The organism is Pseudomonas sp. HD57-3 (genome assembly GCF_056113135.1).
Genome location: NZ_CM148568.1, coordinates 4,542,612 through 4,561,649 on the forward strand (window position 1 = coordinate 4,542,612; position 19,038 = coordinate 4,561,649).

Sequence of the window (19,038 nt, forward strand, 5' to 3'; positions counted from 1 at the left end):
CCCGTCAGGCCTTGGGTTTATCGCGTTGACGCAAGTACTCGATAACGGCCTGCCGCTCCCCGGCAAACTCGATCCGCCCGCCCTTCTTCTCGCGCTGAAACACATACATCGGGTCGTAATACTCGCGCAGCAAACCTTCGATCCACGCGCGGTGCAAATCCACCGCCCCGCTGCGGCCCTGCTCCGCCAGCGCCTCTTCCATCAACACCCGCATCCGTCGATGCCGTTCGCCGCCCAGGCGCTTGTGCACGTTGTCGAGGCTATCCAGCAATCGCTCGGTAAACCGCCCGAAACCTTCCTCCCCATGCACTGCCTGAAACTCGGCAGACAAATCCACCACGTAATCGCGCAGGATCCGCTCGACGCGCTGCTCGAAACGATCTTCCAGCCAGACCATCGGGTATTGCTGCATGCCCTGATACAGCGACAGCGGCAGCGCGCAGCTGCCCACCACCCGGCTCTCATCCTCCAGCACAAACTGATCGATGCCGGCAGCACGTTTTTTCAGGAAGTCGATGGCCAGCCGGTTCTCGAAATCGATGTTCGACGGCTGACCGGTGGCGCGCTTGCCGAAACTGGAGCCCCGATGATTGGCATGGCCTTCCAGATCCACGCTGTTGCGCAGTTGCACCAGCACTTCGGTCTTGCCGGTGCCGGTCATGCCGCCCAGCAGCACGAAATCACACTCGGCCTGGGCTGATTCGAGGGTATCGATCAGAAAACCCCGCAGCGCCTTGTAGCCACCGCCGATCCGCGGGTAGTCGATGCCGGCTTCCGACTTCAGCCATTGCTGGACGATCTGCGAACGCAGGCCGCCACGAAAGCAATACAGAAACCCCTGGGGATGTGCCCGGGCAAACGCCGCCCAGGCCTGGAGGCGTTCGGCCTTCACCGCGCCGGACACCAGCTGATGACCCAGTTCGATAGCCGCCTGCTGACCATGATGCTTGTAGCAAGTGCCGACCCGCTGGCGCTCGATGTCGTTCATCAGCGGCAGATTGAGCGCGCCGGGAAACGCGCCCTTGTGAAACTCGACCGGCGCACGGGCGTCCATCAGCGGCCGGTCGTTGAGGAAGATGTCGCGATAGTCCGTGAAGTCGACGGCCATCAATTCACCTCGACGGCGGTGCCCTGTCGTCCGATCAGCTCGCCAATCGGCTCAAGCGAGAGGCCGAGTTCGGCAGCGACGGCGAGGAATTCGGCATTGCCTTCGGGCGTGACGGCCACCAGCAGCCCGCCGCTGGTTTGCGGGTCGCACAGCACTCGCTTGTGCAATTCCTGCACCCGCCCGACGCGGCTCGAATAACTGTCGAAATTACGCAGGGTGCCGCCCGGCACGCAGCCCTGTTCGAGGTAATACTCGACGCTCGCCAGACGCGGTACCCGGTCGTAAAAAATCCGCGCCGTCAGGTGACTGCCGTCGGCCATTTCCACCAGATGCCCGAGCAGCCCGAACCCGGTGACGTCTGTCATGGCGGTGACCCCGGCCAGTTTGCCGAAGCGGCTGCCAGGCTTGTTCAGCGTACACATCCAGTCCCGGGCCACGCCGATGTCGTCGGGGCGCAGTTTGCCCTTCTTCTCGGCGGTGGTGAGGATGCCGATGCCCAACGGTTTGGTCAGATACAGCAGGCAACCGGCGGTGGCGGTGTCGTTGCGTTTCATGAAGCGCTTTTCCACCAGCCCCGTGACGGCCAGACCGAAGATCGGCTCCGGCGCATCGATCGAATGCCCGCCGGCCAGCGCAATCCCCGCCGCATCGCACACCGCACGTCCGCCGCGAATCACGTCTCGCGCGACTTCCGGCGCCAGAACATTGACCGGCCAGCCGAGGATCGCAATCGCCATCAACGGATCGCCGCCCATGGCGTAGATGTCGCTGATCGCATTAGTGGCGGCGATCCGGCCGAAGTCGAACGGATCGTCGACGATCGGCATGAAGAAGTCCGTGGTCGAGACCACCCCGCGCTCGGCATCGATCTCATACACCGCCGCATCATCGCGAGACGCGTTGCCAACCCACAGTTTCGGATCAAGGTTCTGCGCCCCGCTGCCGGCCAGAATCACCTCCAGCACCTTGGGCGAAATCTTGCAGCCACAACCGGCGCCGTGGCTGTATTGGGTCAGACGGATGGGCTCGGTCATGGGGCAGTCTCCGGGAGGCGGTGGGAGGGATTTTAGCAGAGGGGTCGGCGGGCAAAAAAAAACCGCCCTTGCGGGCGGCTGAAGTGCTTCGCTCCTGAATCAGAATCCGAGGCTGAAGCTGATGGTCATCGCATGGTCGTTGCTCTCGTTCGACAGCTGCCCCGAGTAACCGATACCGAGTTTGCCGGTCGGGCTGATCTGGAAGTCCACGCCTGCTTCGACCACCGCGCTGTCCTTGGCAATCGGCACGCCCTGGGTGTTGAACGAGGCGCCGCCGTCGATGAAGGTCAGGTCGGCGTCGGGTTTGGTGTCGCCAAAGGCATGCCGCCAGCCGAGGGCCGCGCGCGGGGTGAACTGCCCGCCGTTAGCCAAGGTGATGACCTTGCCGGCGCGCACGCCCAGGGTCGAGAAGGTGATGTCCTGATCGGACTCGGCGCGCAGGCGCCCCACTCCGCCTTTCTCCTTGGCCTTGTCGCTGTCGTAGTTGACGTAGGCCAGACCGGCGAACGGTTCCAGGGCAATTCCGGCTGCTTCGATGGCATAGCCGACTTCTCCGAACACCTGGGCGCTGCGGGCGTCGTAATTGGCCTTCAACCGATCGTTGTAGGCACCGACGCTGACGTCGCGCTTGGTCTCGATATCGTGCCAGCTGTACGCCGCGCCGAGGCGCACTGCCAAGGCATCGAATTGCGAGTTGAGGTACGCCGCCAGGTGGTAGCTCTCGACCGTGGCATCCGAGCGACGATCATGGGCATCCAGATCGCTGCGGGTATAGCCGGCGGCCATGCCGACGCGCCACTGGTCATCGAGCTGCTTGTCGGTGCCGAGCATGAAACCGCTCAGGTTGCGATCCAGTTTCGCACTGTTGCTGTCGCCGTCCGACTCGCCCCAGGCGCCGAGTGCGCGGGCCCAACCGACCATTTCGCCGTGGCAGCCGTTGCTGCTCAGCTGGTTGTCGCTCGGGGCCAGCGCGCGGCGTGGATCGTCCGGCGCGCTGCACGACGGCTGGCGCATGCGGTCGTTGACCGCGTCCCGCACGTAGCGCGAATCCTCGAGGATCGCGCTGGCGGTGCTGGCATGGATTTCCCCCGACAGACTGTCGAAGGCGTTGCGTGCCCCGGCCACGCTGAGGTTGACGATTTCATTCTGCAACGCAGCGCCCGCTGCTCCGTTGCGCATCAACGCCGAGGCCGTGTTGCTTTGGTTACCTGTGGCGGCGACATCGACGAACGAGTTGTCGTTACGGCTGACCACCAGGTTCACCGCGTTCGGGGCATACACCAGCGCCGTATTGAGGAACGCATATTGCGGCAGATCGGCGGCGCTGAAGGTGCCGGTCACTCCGCCACCGGCGGTGATCAGCGAGTACACGGTGTTGCTGGTGAACGGTGCCAGGCTGTTGACCTGCAGACCGCCACCCAGGGTCGCGGTCCCCCCGACCGCCAGCGGCGTCGCGGTCGGCGAACTGACCGTCAGGGCCAGCACACCGTCGGCGGCGTTGGTCAGGTTGCCGGCGACACTCAAGGTGCCAGCCTCGGCACCGGACTGCACCACACCGTGGTTGACCAGCGAACCGACGCTGCCGTTGCCGCTCAAGCCGGCGCCATTGGCCACGGTGACCTGCCCGCCGAGCGAACCGCGTGCCGCGCGGCTGCCGACTTGCAGTACACCCTGATCGACCGCAACGGTGCCGCTGAACGGCTGATCGCCGGTCAACAGCAGGGTCCCGGCGCCCCGTTTGGCCAAGGCACCGGTACCACTGAGCACACCGTTGAACTGACCATTGGCATTCTGCTGGAACACCAGCGAGGCGTTGTTGAGGATGTTGCCTTGCAGGCTGAGGGTATTACCGATCAGCGTACCGCCGCTGACCGTGGTCCCGCCGCTGTAGGTGTTGGCGCCGCTGAGGATCAGAGTGCCGGAATCGAGCTTCTCGATGCCGCCATTGCCCACCAGCGGTACAGAGATTTCCGCACTGGCGCCGGCATTTACCCGCACCGGCGCAAGGCTGCCGTCCGCACCGTTGACCGGAGTCAGCGTGCCGCCGGCGCCCGGAACCAGGCTGTAACCGCTGGTGAGGAACTGCAACCCGGTGAAGTTCTGGTTGCCTTGCACGGTGACCGTGCCGCTCTGCCCGCCGAACACCGCGAACTGACCGTTCGATGCCTGCGCCTGAGTACCGGTCGGATCGGTCCAGTTGGTGTTCGGCCCCCACACGCCGCTACCACCACCGATGCTGCCGTCCGGATTGGTTTTGCCACCGTTCCAGAACTGCACTTCACCCGGTGTGTTCTGCACCAGCAGGTTGACCTGATTGGCCAGCGCGGTCTGCAGGGTCAGGTTGGCCGCCGACACCGGCAGGCTGCCGTAGACCAGACCGTTGTCGGTCAGGCTGCCGCCGTAGCTGAACAGTTGATAGACCCCGGTGCCAAAGCCGCCGGCATTGCTGATGTTCAGCGTGCCGTCGAGGGTCAGGTTGCCGGCGACTTTGACCACTGTGGTGGAGCTGGCGGCCGAGCCGAGGGAGAAGTCCAGATTGGTGCCCGACGACAACGCCAGCGAACCGACCGACAACGGCGTTGCAGCGCTGCCGCCCGTCAGCGTCGCACCGTTGGCCAGTTGCACGGCGCCCGCGAACACGCCGCTTCCGCCGATTTTTGCCCCGCTGGCAACGTTGACGTTGGCACTGTTGAGCACACCGTTGACGTTCAGCGAACCGGCCTGCACCGCGGTGTTGCCGGTGAAGGTGTTGTTGCCGGTCAGCAGCAAGGCGCCGGTGCCGGTTTTGTTCAGGGTGCCGGCGCCCGTCAGATTGCCGGTGTAGCTGCCGTCACTGTTCTGCTCGAAGGTCAGCGTCGCGTTGTTGACGATTGCACCTTGCAGGCTGCTGGTGTCGCCACGGGTACTGCCGCCGTTCAGCGTCGTGCCGCCGCTGTAGGTGTTGGCACCGCTGAGCACGAGGTCGCCACTGCCGTTTTTCACCAGGCTGCCACTGCCGGTGATCGCCCCGATCAGGGTGGTGTTCTGGTTGCCGGCCAGGGTCAGTTGCGCACCCAGGTTGATGGCGTTGGCCAGTTGCAGCGCAGAAGTGCTGTCGAGGGTGCCGTTGCCCAGCACGCTGAGGGCGCCGCTGCTGATCGCGCTGTTGTTGCCCAGGATCAGCGAACCACCCGAGAGCTGGGTACCGCCGCTGTAAGTGTTGTTGCCGTTGAGGGTCAGGCTCGATGCGCCGGTCTTGATCAGACTGCCGCTGCCGCTGACCACACCGCCGAGGGTCAATGCGTTGGAGCCGGCGACGGTGAGTCCGCCGTTGAGCACCACGGCGTTGGCCAGACTGACCGCTGCGTTGCTGTCCAGCGCCGTGCCGTTGGCGGCGGTCAACACGCCGGTGCCGAGGGCTGAGTTGTTGCCGACCACGATCTTGCCGCCGTTGAGCGCAGTGCCGCCGGTGTAGCCATTGGCGGCGTTGAGCACCAAGGTGCCGGTGTCGTATTTGCCCAGCGTGCCGGCGCCGTTGAGCGCCACGCCCACGGTGGCGATGACGTTCGGATCGACCCGCACGGTCGCATTGCCCAGCGACCCGTTGACCAGATTCAGCGAACCGGCCGTGCCGTTCTGCAGGCTGTAGCCATCGGTGACGAACTGCATGCCGGTGATGCTTTGCGCGCCGTTTACGGTCACGGTGCCCGCCGTGCCCTGGAACACCGCGAAGCTGTTGGTCCAGGCCTGATTGGTGGTGCCGTTCACGTCGGTCCAGTTGGTGGTGCCGGTACCCCAGGTGCCGCTGCCGCCATCCACCGAACCGTTGGCGACAAGCTGGTTGCCGTCCCAGAACTGCACGGTAACGCCCGGTGCGGTGACCAGCAGATTGATCTGGTTGGCCAGCGCGGTTTGCAGGGTCAGGTCGCCCGGGGTGACGCTGCCCGGCACGGTGCCGATCAGCATGCCGTTGTCGGTCAGACCGCCGGTGTAGTTGATCAACCGGTACACGCCGCTGCCGAAACCGCCGATGTCGCTGACGTTGAGGGTGCCGTCGAGGGTCAGGTTGCCGCCGACGTTGACCAGCGGGTTGCCGCCACCGGAGACCGGTGTACCGAGGCCGACATCGAAGTTGGAGTTGGCGTTGAACACCAGCGAATTCACCGAAAGCGTGCTGCCGGTGGCGCCTGCCAGATGACCGCCATCCGCCACGGTCACCGCCCCGCCGAGCGAGCCGCCGCCGGTCAGGGTGCCGCCGCTGTTGACCAACACGCTGGCGCTGTCCAGCGAGCCGCTGACGTTCAAGGTACCGGCGTCGACGGTGGTGTTGCCGGTCAGGCTGTTGAGGCCGGTCAGGGTCAACGTGCCGGTGCCGAGTTTGCTCAGTTCGCCGGTGCCGGTGAGCACGCCGTCGAAAATGCTGCTGGCGTTGTTGCCGCCGATGCTCAGCGTGTTGCCGCCGCCGATCAGTGCAGTGCCGCTGCCGGTCAGGCTGGCGAGGCTGCCGGAGCCGCCGAGATTGAGGGTCGCCGCAGCGCCGAGATTGACCCCGGCGTTGCTGCCCAGTGCCGAGTTGCCCAGCGTGGTCAGGCTGCCGGATTGCACGTCGAAAGTGCCGCTGAAGGTGTTGTTGCCGGACAACGTCAGGTCGGCCAGACCGTTCTTGGTCAGGGTGCCCGCCCCGGCGATCACGCCGCCGAGGGTCAGGTTGTTGTTGCCGGCCACGCTCAGGTTGGCATTGACGTTGACGTTGTTGGCCAGCACCAGCGGCGCCGTGGTGTCGAGGGTCGACGCGCCCGCCACGGTCACCGCGCCGGAGCCCAGGCCCGCCGAGGTGCCGAGGGTCACGGTGCCGGCGTTCAGTGTGGTGCCGCCGCTGTAGGTGTTGATGCCGTTGAGGGTCAGGTTGGACGCGCCGTTCTTGATCAGACCGCCAGTGCCGCTGACCACGCCGCTGAGCGCCACGTCGCTGGTGCCGGTATTGGTCAGATTGGCGTTGAGCACCACGTTGTTGCCCAGCGACACCGAGGTGTTGCTGTCCAGCGCCGAGGCACCGGCGACGGTCAGGTTGCCCAGACCGAGGGCGCCGTTGCTGCCGGCGGTCAGGGTGCCGGCATTGAGGGTGATGCCTCCGAGGAAGTTGTTGGCCCCGCTGAGGATCAGGTTGGCCGCGCCATTCTTGGTCAGGCTGCCGGCGCCGTTGATCGCGCCGCTCAGCGTCAGATCGTTGCTGCCGACGATGCCAAGGTTGCCCGCCAGATTGATCGCGTTACCCGCCGTGAAAGCGCCGCTGGCATCCAGAGTAGTGCCGTTCGCCGCGTTCAGGGTGGCCGAGCCCAGCGCGCTGTTCGACGCCAGAATCAGTCCGCCCGCGTTCAGTGCCACCGGCCCGAGGAAGGCGTTGTTGCCGCCGAGGGTCAGGTTGGCCGAGCCGTTCTTGATCAAGCCGCCGGTGCCGGAAATGACACCGTTGAGGGTCAAGGCATTGCTGCCGAGCACTGTGAGGTTGCCGTTGAGCGTGGCGGCGTTGGCCAGGGTCACGGCGGTGTTGCTGTCGAGTTGCGTGCCGGCATTGGCAATCAGCGCGCCGGTGCCCAGCGCGGTGTTGCTGCCGACCACCAGGGTGCCGCCGTCCAGTTGCGTGCCGCCGGTGTAGCTGTTGGCGCCGTTGAGTACCAGAGTGCCCGCGTCGAGTTTGTTGAGGATGCCGCTGCCGTCGATGTTCACACCGACCGTGGCGGTCACGCCCGGATCAACGCGCATCGCCGTAGTGCCGCCGGTACCGTTGACGGCGGTCAGCAGACCCGACGTGCCGTTGACCACGTTGTAGCCATCGGTGAGGAACTGCATCCCGGTGAACAGTTGCGTGCCGTTGACCGACACCGTGCCGGCCGTGCCCTGGAACACTGCGAAGTCGCCAGCCCAGGTCTGGTTGACCAGACCATTGGCGTCGGTCCAGTTGGTGCCGGCGCCGTTCCAGGTACCGCTGCCGCCATCGACAGTACCGTTGGCGATGGTCTGGCTGCCGTCCCAGTAACGAATGTCCGAATTCGGCGCCGAGACCTGAATGTTGATCTGATTGGCGACCCCGGTCTGCACCACAAGATCGCCCAGCCCATAACCGACCGGCACGCTGGCAACGTCCAGGCCCAGATTGGTCAGGGCACCGGTGTAGTTGAACAGACGATACACACCGACGCCGAACCCACCGGCATCGGTGACGTTGAGATTACCGTCGAGGGTGAGGTTGCCGCCGACGTTCATCAGCGACGTGGTCGATGGCGTCCCCAGCGCCGCATCGACATTGCTGCCGGCTGCGAGCGTCAATGATCCGGCCGAAAGTGTATTACCCGACGACAGGGCCAGGTGACCGCCGCTGTTGATGGTCATCGCGCCGAGTGCCGAACCGTTGCCGGTGAGGGTGCCGCCGGTATTGACGTTGACCTGGGCACTGGCCAGCGAACCGCTGAGGTTCAGGGTGCCGCCGTTGACGGCGGTGTTGCCGACGATGCCGTTGATCCCGGTCAGGTTCAGGGTGCCGGTGCCGACCTTGGTCAGGCCGCCGTTGCCGCTGAGGTCGCCGTCGAAGGTGCTGGTGCTGCTGACTCCGCCCACGGTCAATGTGTTGCCGCCGCCGATCTGCACGCTGCCGCTACCGCTCAGGCCATTGAGGCTGGCGTTGCTGCCCAGATTGAGACTGGCCCCAGCGCTGACGTTGGCGCCGGAGGTGTTGCCCAGTGCCCCGCTGCTGAGGGTGGTGACGCTGCCGGCGGCAATGTTCAGCGCGCCGGTGAAGGTGTTGTTGCCGCTGAGGGCCAGGTCATCCAGACCGGTTTTGGTCAGGCTGCCGGCGCCGTCGATCACGCCGCTGAGGGTCAGGCCGTTGTTGCCGGCCAGGGTCAGCCCGGCATCGAGGGTGATGTTGTTGCCGAGGGTGAAAGCGGTGCTGTTGTCCAGCGTCGCGGCGCCACCGACGGTGAGCGTGCCGCTGCCCAATGCGCCGGGCGCGCCGAGGGTCAGGGTGCCGGCGTTGAGGGTGGTTCCGCCGCTGAAGGTGTTGGTCCCGTTGACGGTCAGGTTGGCCGCGCCGTTCTTGATCAACTGGCCTGCGCCGCTGATCACACCGCCGAGGGTCAGATCCTGGGTACCTCCGACGCTCAGCGCCGCATTCAGCACGACCGCGTTGGCCAGGCTGACCAGCGGCGAACTGCTGTCGAGCGTTGCCGCACCGCCAACGGTCAAGGCGCCGGTGCCGAGCGCCGAGCTGTTGCCGACAGTCACCGTACCGGCGTTCAGGGTGGTGCCGCCGGCGTAAGTGTTGGTGCCGTTGAGGTTCAGATTGGCCGCGCCGTTTTTCACCAGACTGCCGGCACCGGCGACGGTCCCGGTAAGGGTCAGGTCCGCGCTGCCACCGATGTTCATCGCACCGGCGAGGTTGACCTGATTGCCCAGAGTGACAGCGGTGTTGGTGTCCAGCGTGGTGCCCGCCGCTGCGTTCAATGCCCCACTGCCGATCGCGGTGTTGCTGCCGACAATCAGCTTGCCGACGTTGAGGGCGGTGTTGCCGAAGTAGGTGTTGGCGCCGTTGAGGATCAGGTCGGCCGGGCCGCTTTTGGTCAGGCCACCGACCCCGGAGACCACGCCCGCGAGGGTCAGCGCGTTGCTGCCGCCGAGGGTCACGTTGCCGCCGAGATTGACGTTGTTGGCTAGGCTGGTCGCGGTGCTGGCATCCAGTGTGGTGCCGTTGGCGGCGTTGAGTACGCCAGTGCCGAGGGCGGTGTTGGAGCCGACGACCAACGTCCCGGCGTTCAGCGAAGTAGCGCCGGTGTAGGTGTTGTTGCCGGTCAGGGTCAGGGTCGAAGCACCGGTCTTGATCAGGTTGCTGCCGCCGCTGATCACACCGCCGAGGGTCAGCGGGTTGGCGCCGCCGGTGGTGAGGTTGGCGTTCAGGGCAATGGCGTTGTTCAGCGTCACGTTGGCGCTGCTGTTGAGCGTGCCGCCCGACCCGCCCACAGACAGCGTGCCGGTGCCGAGCGCCGCGCCGTTGCCGACGGTCAGGCTGCCGGCGTTGAGCGCGGTGCCGCCGGTGAAGGTATTGGCGCCGTTGAGGGTCAGGTTGGCCGTGCCGTTCTTGATCAGTTGACTGGCACCGCTGATCACGCCGCCGAGGGTCAGTGCACTGCTGCCGCCGATCCCCAGATTGTTGTTGAGAATGACGTTGTTGTTCAGCGTCACCGCGGTATTGCTGTCGAGGGTCGCCGCGCCGCCGACGGTGATATTGCCACTGCCCAGCGCAGCGTTGGCACCCGCTGTGATGGTGCCCGCGTTCAATGCAATAGCACCGAGGAACGTGTTGGTGCCGTTGAGAATCAGGTTCGCCGCGCCGTTCTTGGTCAGCCCGCCGCTGCCGCTGACCACGCCGCCGAGGGTCAGGTTGGCGCTGCCGCCAATGTTCAGGTTGCCGCCGAGGGCGACGGCGTTGCTCAGTGCCACAGTGGTGCTGGCATCGAGGGTGGTGCCCGCCGCCGTAGTCAGCGCGCCGGTGCCCAGTGCGGTGTTGGAGCCGACGATCAGCGTCCCGGCATTTAGTGCCGTGCCGCCGGAGAAGGTGTTGTTGCCGCTGAGGGTCAGGTTCGCGGTGCCGTTCTTGATCAGGTTGCCGGCGCCGCTGATGACCCCGCTCAGGCCCAGCGCCTGAGTACCGCCGATGGTCAGATCCGCCGCCAGCGCCACCGCGTTGGCCAGGGTCACGGCGGTGGTCGCATCCAGCGTGGTGCCGGCCGCCGCGTTCAAGGCGCCCGTGCCGAGGGCGGTGTTGCTGCCGACGAGCAAGCTGCCGCCGTTGAGCGCGGTGGTGCCGCTATTGGTGTTGTTGCCGGTCAGGGTCAGGCTGGCGCTGCCGCTTTTGGTGATCGCGCCGGTGCCGGACACGATGCCGGCCAGGGTCAGGGCATTGCTGCCGAGCACGTTCAACGCACCAGTGATGCCGACGTTGTTGGCCAGGGTCACGTTGCCGGTGCTGTCGAGGCTGGTGCCGTTGCTGGTGTTGAGCACCCCGGTGCCCAAGGCGTTGTTGTTGCCGACGCGCAAGGTCCCTGCGCTGAGGCTGGTGATCCCGGTGTAGGTGTTGATGCCGTTGAGGGTCAGGCTGCCGCTGCCGGTTTTGGTCAGGTTGGCGGCGCCGCTGATCACTCCGCCCAGGGTCAATGCACCGGTGCCGGTTGCGGTCAGGGTGCTGTTGAGCGTGATCGCGTTCGCCAGCGAAATCGGCGTCGTCGCCGAGATGCTTGAAGAGCCGCCAACGGTGATGCCCCCGGTGCTGAACGCCTGGTTGTTGCCCACCAGCACCACACCGCCGTTGAGCACGGTGTTGCCGGAGTAAGTGTTGATGCCGTTGAGATTGATCTGGCCGCTGCCGATCTTGGTCAGGCCGCCCGTGCCGGAAATCACCCCGTTCAGGGTCATGCCGTTGATGCCCTGCAGAGTCAGGCCAGTCCCGCCCAGGTTGATCTGGTTGGACAGCGTCAATCCCGCATTGCTGGCCTGGAGAATCCCGCCGTTGGACGTCAGCACACCGCTGCCGAACGCCGCGTTGTCGTTGAACTGCGCGACACCGCCATTGAGGGTGGTCGCGCCGCTGACCAACGGCCCCTGCAAGGTCCAGGTGCCGCTGTTGAGGGTCAGGTTGTTGAAGTTGACGTAGGTTGCGCTGGACGCCGTGCCGGTCCCGGTGGTGCCGCCGCCGAGGCCGATCGGGTTTTGCAGGATCAGCGTGTTGGTACCGGCCGCACCGCCATCGATCGTCCCGGTCGGGGCGAAGGTCAGGTTGATGCCGATCAGGCCACCGAGGCCGACGGAGACTTGCACACCGTCGCCGACGTTAACGCTGGAACCGGTGATTGCGTAGAAGGTGTTGGTGCTGCCCGCCCCCATCGACACGCCGCCGGTGATGTTGCCGGCGTTGGTGAAGGTGTTGCCCGCCACCGACGTCTCGAACGCGACCCGGCCGTTGATCGTGCCGCTGGCGCTGTTGGTCATGTTGACTTGCGAACCGCCATACACCCCGACCACCGGGGTATCGGCCAGGGTGATGCCGCCGACCGACAGCCCGGTGGAAGTAATCGTGCCGTCGTTGGTGATGGTCGTGGTGCCCGACACCGAGTTGTTTACGGCAATCCCCAACCCGTCGATGCTGGTCAGGTTGAGTCCGAGCAACATGCCGGTACCGCGAATGAGCCCGGTGGTGTTGTTGACGATGCTCACGGTGCTGGTTGCGCCGGTGCCGATGAACGCGCCGCCACTGAGGATCGACACCAGGCCGAGCAAGGCCGGGTCGAGGGTGCCGGAGTTGTTCAGGTTGATGTTGGCGCCGGTCAGGTTGATGACCTTGCCGCCCAGGGTCGCGTTCATCTGCGCGCCGTTGGTGACGTTGACCGTCAGGCCGCTGGTGGCACTGCTGTAGTCATTGAGAAACAGCGGCAGGGTCGGCACACCCGAGCAGGTAATCGTGGAGCCCGCCGCCGAACAGGTGGCGTACGCCTGCTCGCTGACACCACCGAACAGCAGCCCGGCGACACTCAGATGCACAGCAAGGGACAGAGGGGAAAAACGCGAGACGAGGGCAACACCAAACCTTGCTTCCACGGGCTACTCCTTGCGTGGCCAATTTCGTCCTTGAAGGCGTGCAACTGCGGCAAGATCCAGCACGCGTATCAAGCGTATGACGGTCATCAGATAAACCGTCGCATTCCAGACACACGCTAGTTGATGCCCTGCGATGGGGCACCGGTTAAATAGTGTTAATACTTTTGTGCGATAAGGCCCTGCGTCGATACTTCCGGCCGTTCTGAGCAAGGCGTTGAGGGCTTTTTCGGGGCCTTTTGAGGAGAGTTGACCGAGCCGCCAGATAAACCCGCGAATCAATCGATTTTTCAGTTACTTGAGAAACTGGTACGGCTTGTGCAAACGTTTGCGAGTCACTGTTGACTGCGTTTTCGTTACAAAACCGTACAGGCCCCATGATTCCGGGCCGTGATCCGCAAAAAGGACTTTGAATGCACGTTTCCTCCTGCCACCGTCGTCGCGGTGTGCGCACTTTTGCTGTTTCCCTGCTACTGGCCGGCGTTACCGGAGTTCTCAGTCACACCGCGCTGGCGCAACCGGTCTTGCCCGATGAATCCGCTCAGGGTGAAGCCCTCAGCCCCGAAGCCAGCCCGCCGAAAAAAGGCGCGTACCTGTCGGACTGGTACAACCAGGACCTGATGCTGATCGGCAGCAAGGACATCAGCTTCGGCCCGCAACCGGCCGACGACATCTACCTGGAATACGAGTACTTCGGGCGCAAGGGCCCGTTCGAGCTGTACGGCTACATCGACATCCCGAAGATCTTCAACATCGGCAACAGCCATGACAAAGGCGTGTGGGATCACGGCTCGCCGGTGTTCATGGAGCACGAGCCGCGCATCTCCATCGACTACCTCGCCGGCCGCAGCCTGGCCATCGGGCCGTTCAAGGAATGGTACGTGGCGTTCGACTGGATCTACGATCACGGCAGCCGTAAAGAGAACCGCGCCAACACGCTGTACAGCGGTTTCGGCACCGACATCGACACCCATTCGCGGGTCAATCTGTCGGCCAACCTGTACGGACGCTATCAGTGGGAAAACTACGGCGCCAGCAACGAATACTCGTGGGACGGCTACCGCGCGCAACTCAAGTACATCGTGCCGATCGACAAATTCAGCAACGGCGCCTCGCTGACCTACATCGGCTTCACCAACTTCGATTTCGGCTCGGACATCCACAAGGACAACCCGGCGCGCACCGCCAATGCCACGGTGGCGACCAACGTGTTGCTGTACTCGTTCACCCACTTGCGCTTCACCCTGGTCGGCCGTTATTTCCACAACGGCGGCAACTGGGAGGACGGCAGTGAGTTGAATTTTGGCGACGGTAATTTCCGGGCACGTTCCAATGGCTGGGGTTACTACGCCGGCGTCGGTTATCAGTTCTGAATCCAGGAGCAATCATGAAAGCAATGAAGCGTGTATCACTGGCCGCTGCCGCCCTGCTCTCTTCCACCGCATGGGCGGCCGAGGCACCGATTCAGCCGAAAGTCGTGCTGATCACCATGTTCGCTCCGGAGGCACAGCACTGGATCGATCGCCTCGAACTCAAACAGGAAGTCCGCGTGCCGGGCCTGTCGGCCGAATACCCGACCATCCGCTGCAACACACAGCAGGTCTGCCTGATGACCACCGGCATGGGCCAGACCAACGCCGCGGCTTCGACACTGGCACTGGCGCTGTCGCCGAAATTCGACCTGCGCAAAAGCTACTTCCTGATTGCCGGGATTGCCGGCATCAGCCCCAAGCACGGGACCATCGGCACGGCCGCCTGGGCGCATTATCTGGTCGAGTTCGGCACCCAGTGGGAGCTGGATTCACGCGATGCGCCATCGAGCTGGCCGACCGGTTACCTCGGCATCAACACTCAAGGCCCGAACGAAAAACCGCCGCTGGACTACAAGACCGAAGTCTTCGAACTCAACCCGAAGCTACAAGCCAAAGCCTTCGCCTTGAGCCACAAGGTCGAACTGAGCGAAAGCAAGGAATCGGCCGCGTGGCGCCTGAAATACCCGGCAGCACCGGCCAATCAACCGCCGGTGGTCACCCGTTGCGACACGCTGGCGGGCAACACCTGGTTCTCCGGCACACGCCTGAGCGAACGCGCCGAGGTCTGGACCAAATTGTTGACCGACAACCAGGGCGAATACTGCACCACCCAACAGGAAGACAACTCCACCTACGAAGCCTTGCTGCGCGCAAGTCGCGAGGGTCTGGTGGACGTGCAGCGCCTCGCCGTGGTGCGCGCCGGCTCCGATTTCGACCGTCCGGCGCCGGGCGGCAGCGAAGTGGACAACCTGCTCAAGTACGCCGATCAGGGCGGATTTGTGCCGGCACTGGAAAACCTCTACCGCGCGGGCAATCCGTTGGTGCAGGACATCCTGAAAAACTGGTCGGCGTGGGAGAACGGCGTCCCGCAATCCTGAGACCCACAAAGCCCTGTGGGTGCGAAACTCGCTCCCGCAGGGCTTTGTGATGACATGCAGAACAGCGGCGGTCAGGGGATAAGAATGACCTTGTCACCGCTGCCCTGATTGACATCGGCATAGCGCGCCAGCCCTTCGGCCAGCGGCGCTTCCACCAGCCCTTGCGGCAGCGGCAGCAGGTCTTCGTCGAAGAACCGGCCGAACTGCTCGAGCATCGCCGCACAGGCTTCAACGCCATACAGCAACGAGTTGATGCCCACCACCGAACCACCCTTGCGATACAGCGCCAGCGCCGGTAACTGCACATGCCCGTCCACCGGGGCAGCGATGATCGCGATCCGCCCGAAAGTTGCCAATGCCGCGACCGAGGCCGGTAGCCAGAAACCGGTGGTGTCGAAGATCACGTCGGCACCGCCGCGATACACCGCGGTGACCTGCGCACCCAGATCCTCGGGTTTATCCAGCTGAATCGTCTGATAACCCTGCGCCTGCAAATCCCTGACCTGCTCCGGCCGCCGCGCCGCCGCCAGCAACTGCGCGCCGCGCACCTTGGCCAGCGCCAGCGCCGCCGTCGCCACTGCCCCGCCACCAATCACCAGCAAACGGGTTTCGGCACTCACCAGACTGCGCTCGAGCGCATCCCACGCCGTGGTGTAAGGCACGCCGAGGCTGGCGGCCTGGGTGAAACTCAGATGCGAAGGTTTGTGCGCCACGCCATTGGCCGGCAATTTGACGAACTGCGCATGGGAGCCATCGGCGAAAAAGCCCAGCTCACGCCCGGTGCCCCAGACTTCCTGACCGATCAAAGCCTGCGGACCTTCGACCACCACACCGGCAAAGTCCCGACCGGGAATACGCGGCAGCGTGGTGTACGGGAAACGACCGAGCACGTTCTTCACGTCGCTGGGATTGAGGCCCGCGGCCTTGATCTGCACCAGCACCTCGTCAGCGCCCGGCACCGGCGTCGGCACCTCGACGAAGCGCAGGGACGACAGGTCGCCGGTTTTATCGAATTGCAGTGCTTTCATGGAAATCTCCACCGAAGGAAAAAGACAGGATTCAGGACAGCCAGCCACTGACCAGTTGCCGGCCCATCGGCCACAACTGCTCGCCCGCCAGCATGCCCAACAGGCCCACCAGCGCGATGGTCGGCGGCGCCGGAGAACGGACATCCAGCGCGCCATACAGCAGGCCGACACCCAGACCGACGCCCAGTGAAATCAGGTAATTCATGGGATCACTCCGCCACACAAAGGGAATGGACAAAGTCTAGGGAAAGGCAGCGACCGGCATCGGCCAAGGACTTCTGAATTTCGGCCAAATCAGCCGGCGAGCGGCCCGCCATCGAACTGCGAAGGGGCAACACCCAGTTCCCGGCGAAACATGTCGCTGAAACTGCTCGGCGAATAACCCAGCTCCCGGGCAATCGCGCTGACCGGCACGCCCTGGATCAACTCCGCCACTGCCGTCGCCAACTGCACCTGCCGCCGCCACTCGGCAAAGCCCATGCCCAGCCCCTCCTTGAACAACCGCGCCAGGGTGCGCACGCTGGCCCCGGCGTTTTCCGCGTGTTGTTCAAAAGGAATATCCAGCGACGGCGCGGCCATCACTGCCTGACACAGACTCATCAACCGCCGGTCGGCATCGTCCGGCAACGGGATCTTCAGCTGCGAACGCCTTGCACGTTTCAGCTCCAGCAGCGCCAGCCCGACCAGCGCCTCGTAATACTCGGCATCCCCGCTGTCGCCCTGGGCCACCAGCCCGACGATCAACTCACGCAGCAGACCACCGACCTCGATCACCTGCACCGTCTGATCCAGCGTCGCCGCCAGCGCCGGGCGCAGGTAGATATTGCGCATCTGCAAATCCGACACCACCCGAATCCCGTGCGGCACCCCCGGCGGCAACCACACCGCCCGCTGCGGCGGCACCACCAGCGCCTCGTGCGGGGTCTCGACCCACATCACCCCGCTCATCGCATACAGCAACTGCCCCCAAAAATGCTCATGCGGCTCGATGAACAACCCGCGCGGATACGTCCGCGCCAGCGGCTGCACCGGCACATCGGTATCACTCAGATCAGGGGGCGCAGCGAGGGCCATGGCGAACATTCATCGGGGTTGGCGAAAGCGCCATGGTAACCAGTCCGACCGGGACCTCGCCATTGATAGATACCGTCGGACAATCCGAGTGAATTTTCCCGCAGCGCAGCGATCCTTCTATTACCACAGGGAGGAAGATGGGCTTTATGAACAACGCAAAACTGTACGTCATCGATTACACCCTTCACGGCGCGCCAAAGTCGTTCATTATCCGCTCGGACAAAATGGACAACACCGAGGCGTGGCACTGGGCAAGCTGCGACGCAGGGGTCGGCCGCATCCCGCGTTTCGGCCGGGAGAAAGTGCAAAAGACCAGCAAGCCGATGGCAGAAAAATTCGGCGTGGAAAACGTCACATGGCGACCGGCGAGCTAAGCTTGCGCGCAGGTGGGGACTATTTCGGGGGGAACAACATGACAACCATCAACAGCCCGGCGCACCTGGACTACGGCCTGGACACCCTGTTCGGCCGCATCACCAAAAGCGTCGACTGCCCGGTTGGCCTGGAACCCGTCGAAAACGACCCCTACCGCTTCGCCCTGCGCGTCCCGGCCCCCTTGCCGGAAGACCTTGAACAGGCCAAGACCATCGTCGTCAACGTCGAAGGCCGCCGCCTGCAAGGCAACGTCCGCCACACCGAACGCCTGGACGACGACAGCCTGAAACTGGAAGTGGAGCCTGATTAGGCTCCACCTTTTCAATACCCGAGATTACTTGGGATGCGCACACTGACACCCCTTGCCAGAACACTCCTCACCACTCTTATGGTGGTGCGCACAGGCCTCACAGCAATAATGCTTCCCGTGCGCCACATAAGAATGCTCACCCTCCTTGATCGTGCAACGACATCCCGGACAATCGCATTTTCTATCTGCCATGGAACAGACTCCTCTGGTGATGGTTGCCTGAGGCCGAAAGAACAAGCCGTGCTACCAGTGTAGAAGGTGAAAACACCCCAACAACCAAACCACTCACCCTTCAACCATCCCCCCACCACTCACCACAATGAGCGTTAGCTCGAGTAAAGCTTTTGATCGCAAGGCCCGTCGGCAGGCTGAGTGGAGGGATTGATCCGGGGGTGGGAGCGCAGCGACCGTGCGGCGCAGCCGCATGCATCGAGAGGAGGTGCAGCGAAGCAAACCGTAGGCGATGCCCCCGGATCAATCCCGGAGCGAAGGAACCCGAGCCACAGCGAGGGCCGTACGTCAGGGCAAAAGACCTTTGGTTACTTTGGGGCGTTTGCCAAAGTGACCCGCCGTAAGGGCGGAACCATAAGCCGCAGCACCCGAAAAAACGGATATTCACTCAATCAATCAGAACCCCGAACACTACTGCGATACATAAACACCAACGCCAACCCCAAACACCCCATCGCCAAAACCCGACTGGAAGACAACTCAATAGCGGGATTCCCCAACCACCCAAAATTATCAATCAACATCCCCATTCCAAGCTGCCCGACAATCACCGCCACCGTAGCCACGGCCGTACCGACGCGCGGTACCGCACCAACCATGACCATCATGTAAACCACGCCAAACAACGCGCCACTGAGCTGCCACTTAGGCACGTCCAGCAGGCTGACCACATGGGCGGGTTCGAAAAAAAGGATCAGCAGCCCCGTGCTCACAGCGCCGACCACAAACGTCAACAAACTGCTGCGCAACACCCCAACGGTCTCCCCCAACCGCCCATTGATCGCCGCCTGCACACTCAACACCGCACCCGCCAACACCACCACCGCCAACAAAATAACCAGACTCAT

Annotated in this window: 12 protein-coding genes; 4 read left to right on the forward strand and 8 right to left on the reverse strand. The window is 64.1% G+C overall.

Translation table 11 applies throughout. The features are described 5' to 3' along the window. Positions 1-4: 4 nt before the first annotated feature. The 3 genes from mnmH to AC0R79_RS20535 form a co-directional block, all read right to left on the reverse strand. Entirely contained in the window at positions 5-1,108 is a 1,104-nt protein-coding gene (mnmH, locus tag AC0R79_RS20525) for a tRNA 2-selenouridine(34) synthase MnmH (protein WP_375747512.1), read from the reverse strand. Next, positions 1,108-2,142, reverse strand: coding sequence for a selenide, water dikinase SelD (gene selD, locus AC0R79_RS20530; protein WP_375747513.1), 1,035 nt, complete (start codon positions 2,140-2,142; stop codon positions 1,108-1,110). Before selD ends, mnmH begins: the two co-directional genes overlap by 1 nt. 99 nt (positions 2,143-2,241) lie before the next feature. After that, positions 2,242-12,765: an autotransporter-associated beta strand repeat-containing protein gene (locus AC0R79_RS20535; protein ID WP_474731530.1), complete on the reverse strand. Its 10,524-nt coding sequence runs from the start codon at positions 12,763-12,765 to the stop codon at positions 2,242-2,244. A 410-nt stretch (positions 12,766-13,175) separates the two neighbouring features. Here AC0R79_RS20535 and AC0R79_RS20540 point away from each other — a divergent pair, with 410 nt between their 5' ends. Then, the gene (locus AC0R79_RS20540) at positions 13,176-14,135 is read left to right on the forward strand and encodes a nucleoside-specific channel-forming protein Tsx (RefSeq protein ID WP_375747515.1); all 960 of its coding nucleotides are present in this window, start codon (positions 13,176-13,178) and stop codon (positions 14,133-14,135) included. Positions 14,136-14,149: 14 nt separating this feature from the next. Then, the gene (locus AC0R79_RS20545) at positions 14,150-15,172 is read left to right on the forward strand and encodes a purine-nucleoside phosphorylase (protein WP_474731533.1); all 1,023 of its coding nucleotides are present in this window, start codon (positions 14,150-14,152) and stop codon (positions 15,170-15,172) included. Positions 15,173-15,243: 71 nt separating this feature from the next. Here AC0R79_RS20545 and AC0R79_RS20550 read toward each other — a convergent pair whose 3' ends face one another. From AC0R79_RS20550 to AC0R79_RS20560, 3 genes are all read right to left on the reverse strand, one after another. Beyond that, on the reverse strand, positions 15,244-16,200 hold the full coding sequence (locus tag AC0R79_RS20550; protein ID WP_127798911.1) for a quinone oxidoreductase family protein: 957 nt from the start codon (positions 16,198-16,200) through the stop codon (positions 15,244-15,246). Between the two features lie 31 nt (positions 16,201-16,231). Continuing rightward, on the reverse strand, positions 16,232-16,405 hold the full coding sequence (locus AC0R79_RS20555) for a DUF1427 family protein (RefSeq protein WP_007958996.1): 174 nt from the start codon (positions 16,403-16,405) through the stop codon (positions 16,232-16,234). A gap of 89 nt (positions 16,406-16,494) precedes the next feature. Continuing rightward, positions 16,495-17,283 (reverse strand): AraC family transcriptional regulator, encoded by a 789-nt coding sequence (locus AC0R79_RS20560; RefSeq protein ID WP_474731536.1) that lies wholly within the window; start codon positions 17,281-17,283, stop codon positions 16,495-16,497. A gap of 137 nt (positions 17,284-17,420) precedes the next feature. Here AC0R79_RS20560 and AC0R79_RS20565 point away from each other — a divergent pair, with 137 nt between their 5' ends. Next, positions 17,421-17,648 (forward strand): DUF6555 family protein, encoded by a 228-nt coding sequence (locus AC0R79_RS20565; RefSeq protein WP_011335095.1) that lies wholly within the window; start codon positions 17,421-17,423, stop codon positions 17,646-17,648. Positions 17,649-17,686: 38 nt separating this feature from the next. Then, positions 17,687-17,959, forward strand: a complete 273-nt coding sequence (locus AC0R79_RS20570) for a hypothetical protein (protein WP_258712053.1) — start codon at positions 17,687-17,689, stop codon at positions 17,957-17,959. A 24-nt stretch (positions 17,960-17,983) separates the two neighbouring features. On the opposite strand, the gene AC0R79_RS20575 is transcribed toward AC0R79_RS20570, so the two are convergent. Both AC0R79_RS20575 and AC0R79_RS20580 read right to left on the reverse strand, forming a co-directional pair. Beyond that, positions 17,984-18,151, reverse strand: coding sequence for a metallothionein (locus tag AC0R79_RS20575; RefSeq protein WP_074689145.1), 168 nt, complete (start codon positions 18,149-18,151; stop codon positions 17,984-17,986). A gap of 431 nt (positions 18,152-18,582) precedes the next feature. Next, a complete protein-coding gene (locus tag AC0R79_RS20580) occupies positions 18,583-19,038 on the reverse strand; it encodes a DMT family transporter (RefSeq protein WP_474731539.1) in 456 nt (151 codons plus the stop codon).

Bases quoted from the DNA above. Each gene is read 5' to 3' on its own strand.
- AC0R79_RS20575 (WP_074689145.1), bottom strand. From the start codon at position 18,151: ATGGCAGATAGAAAATGCGATTGTCCGGGATGTCGTTGCACGATCAAG.
- AC0R79_RS20550 (WP_127798911.1), bottom strand. From the start codon at position 16,200: ATGAAAGCACTGCAATTCGATAAAACCGGCGACCTGTCGTCCCTGCGC.
- AC0R79_RS20565 (WP_011335095.1), top strand. From the start codon at position 17,421: ATGAACAACGCAAAACTGTACGTCATCGATTACACCCTTCACGGCGCG.
- AC0R79_RS20570 (WP_258712053.1), top strand. From the start codon at position 17,687: ATGACAACCATCAACAGCCCGGCGCACCTGGACTACGGCCTGGACACC.
- AC0R79_RS20540 (WP_375747515.1), top strand. From the start codon at position 13,176: ATGCACGTTTCCTCCTGCCACCGTCGTCGCGGTGTGCGCACTTTTGCT.
- mnmH (WP_375747512.1), bottom strand. From the start codon at position 1,108: ATGGCCGTCGACTTCACGGACTATCGCGACATCTTCCTCAACGACCGG.
- AC0R79_RS20555 (WP_007958996.1), bottom strand. From the start codon at position 16,405: ATGAATTACCTGATTTCACTGGGCGTCGGTCTGGGTGTCGGCCTGCTG.
- selD (WP_375747513.1), bottom strand. From the start codon at position 2,142: ATGACCGAGCCCATCCGTCTGACCCAATACAGCCACGGCGCCGGTTGT.
- AC0R79_RS20545 (WP_474731533.1), top strand. From the start codon at position 14,150: ATGAAAGCAATGAAGCGTGTATCACTGGCCGCTGCCGCCCTGCTCTCT.
- AC0R79_RS20560 (WP_474731536.1), bottom strand. From the start codon at position 17,283: ATGTTCGCCATGGCCCTCGCTGCGCCCCCTGATCTGAGTGATACCGAT.
- AC0R79_RS20580 (WP_474731539.1), bottom strand. From the start codon at position 19,038: ATGAGTCTGGTTATTTTGTTGGCGGTGGTGGTGTTGGCGGGTGCGGTG.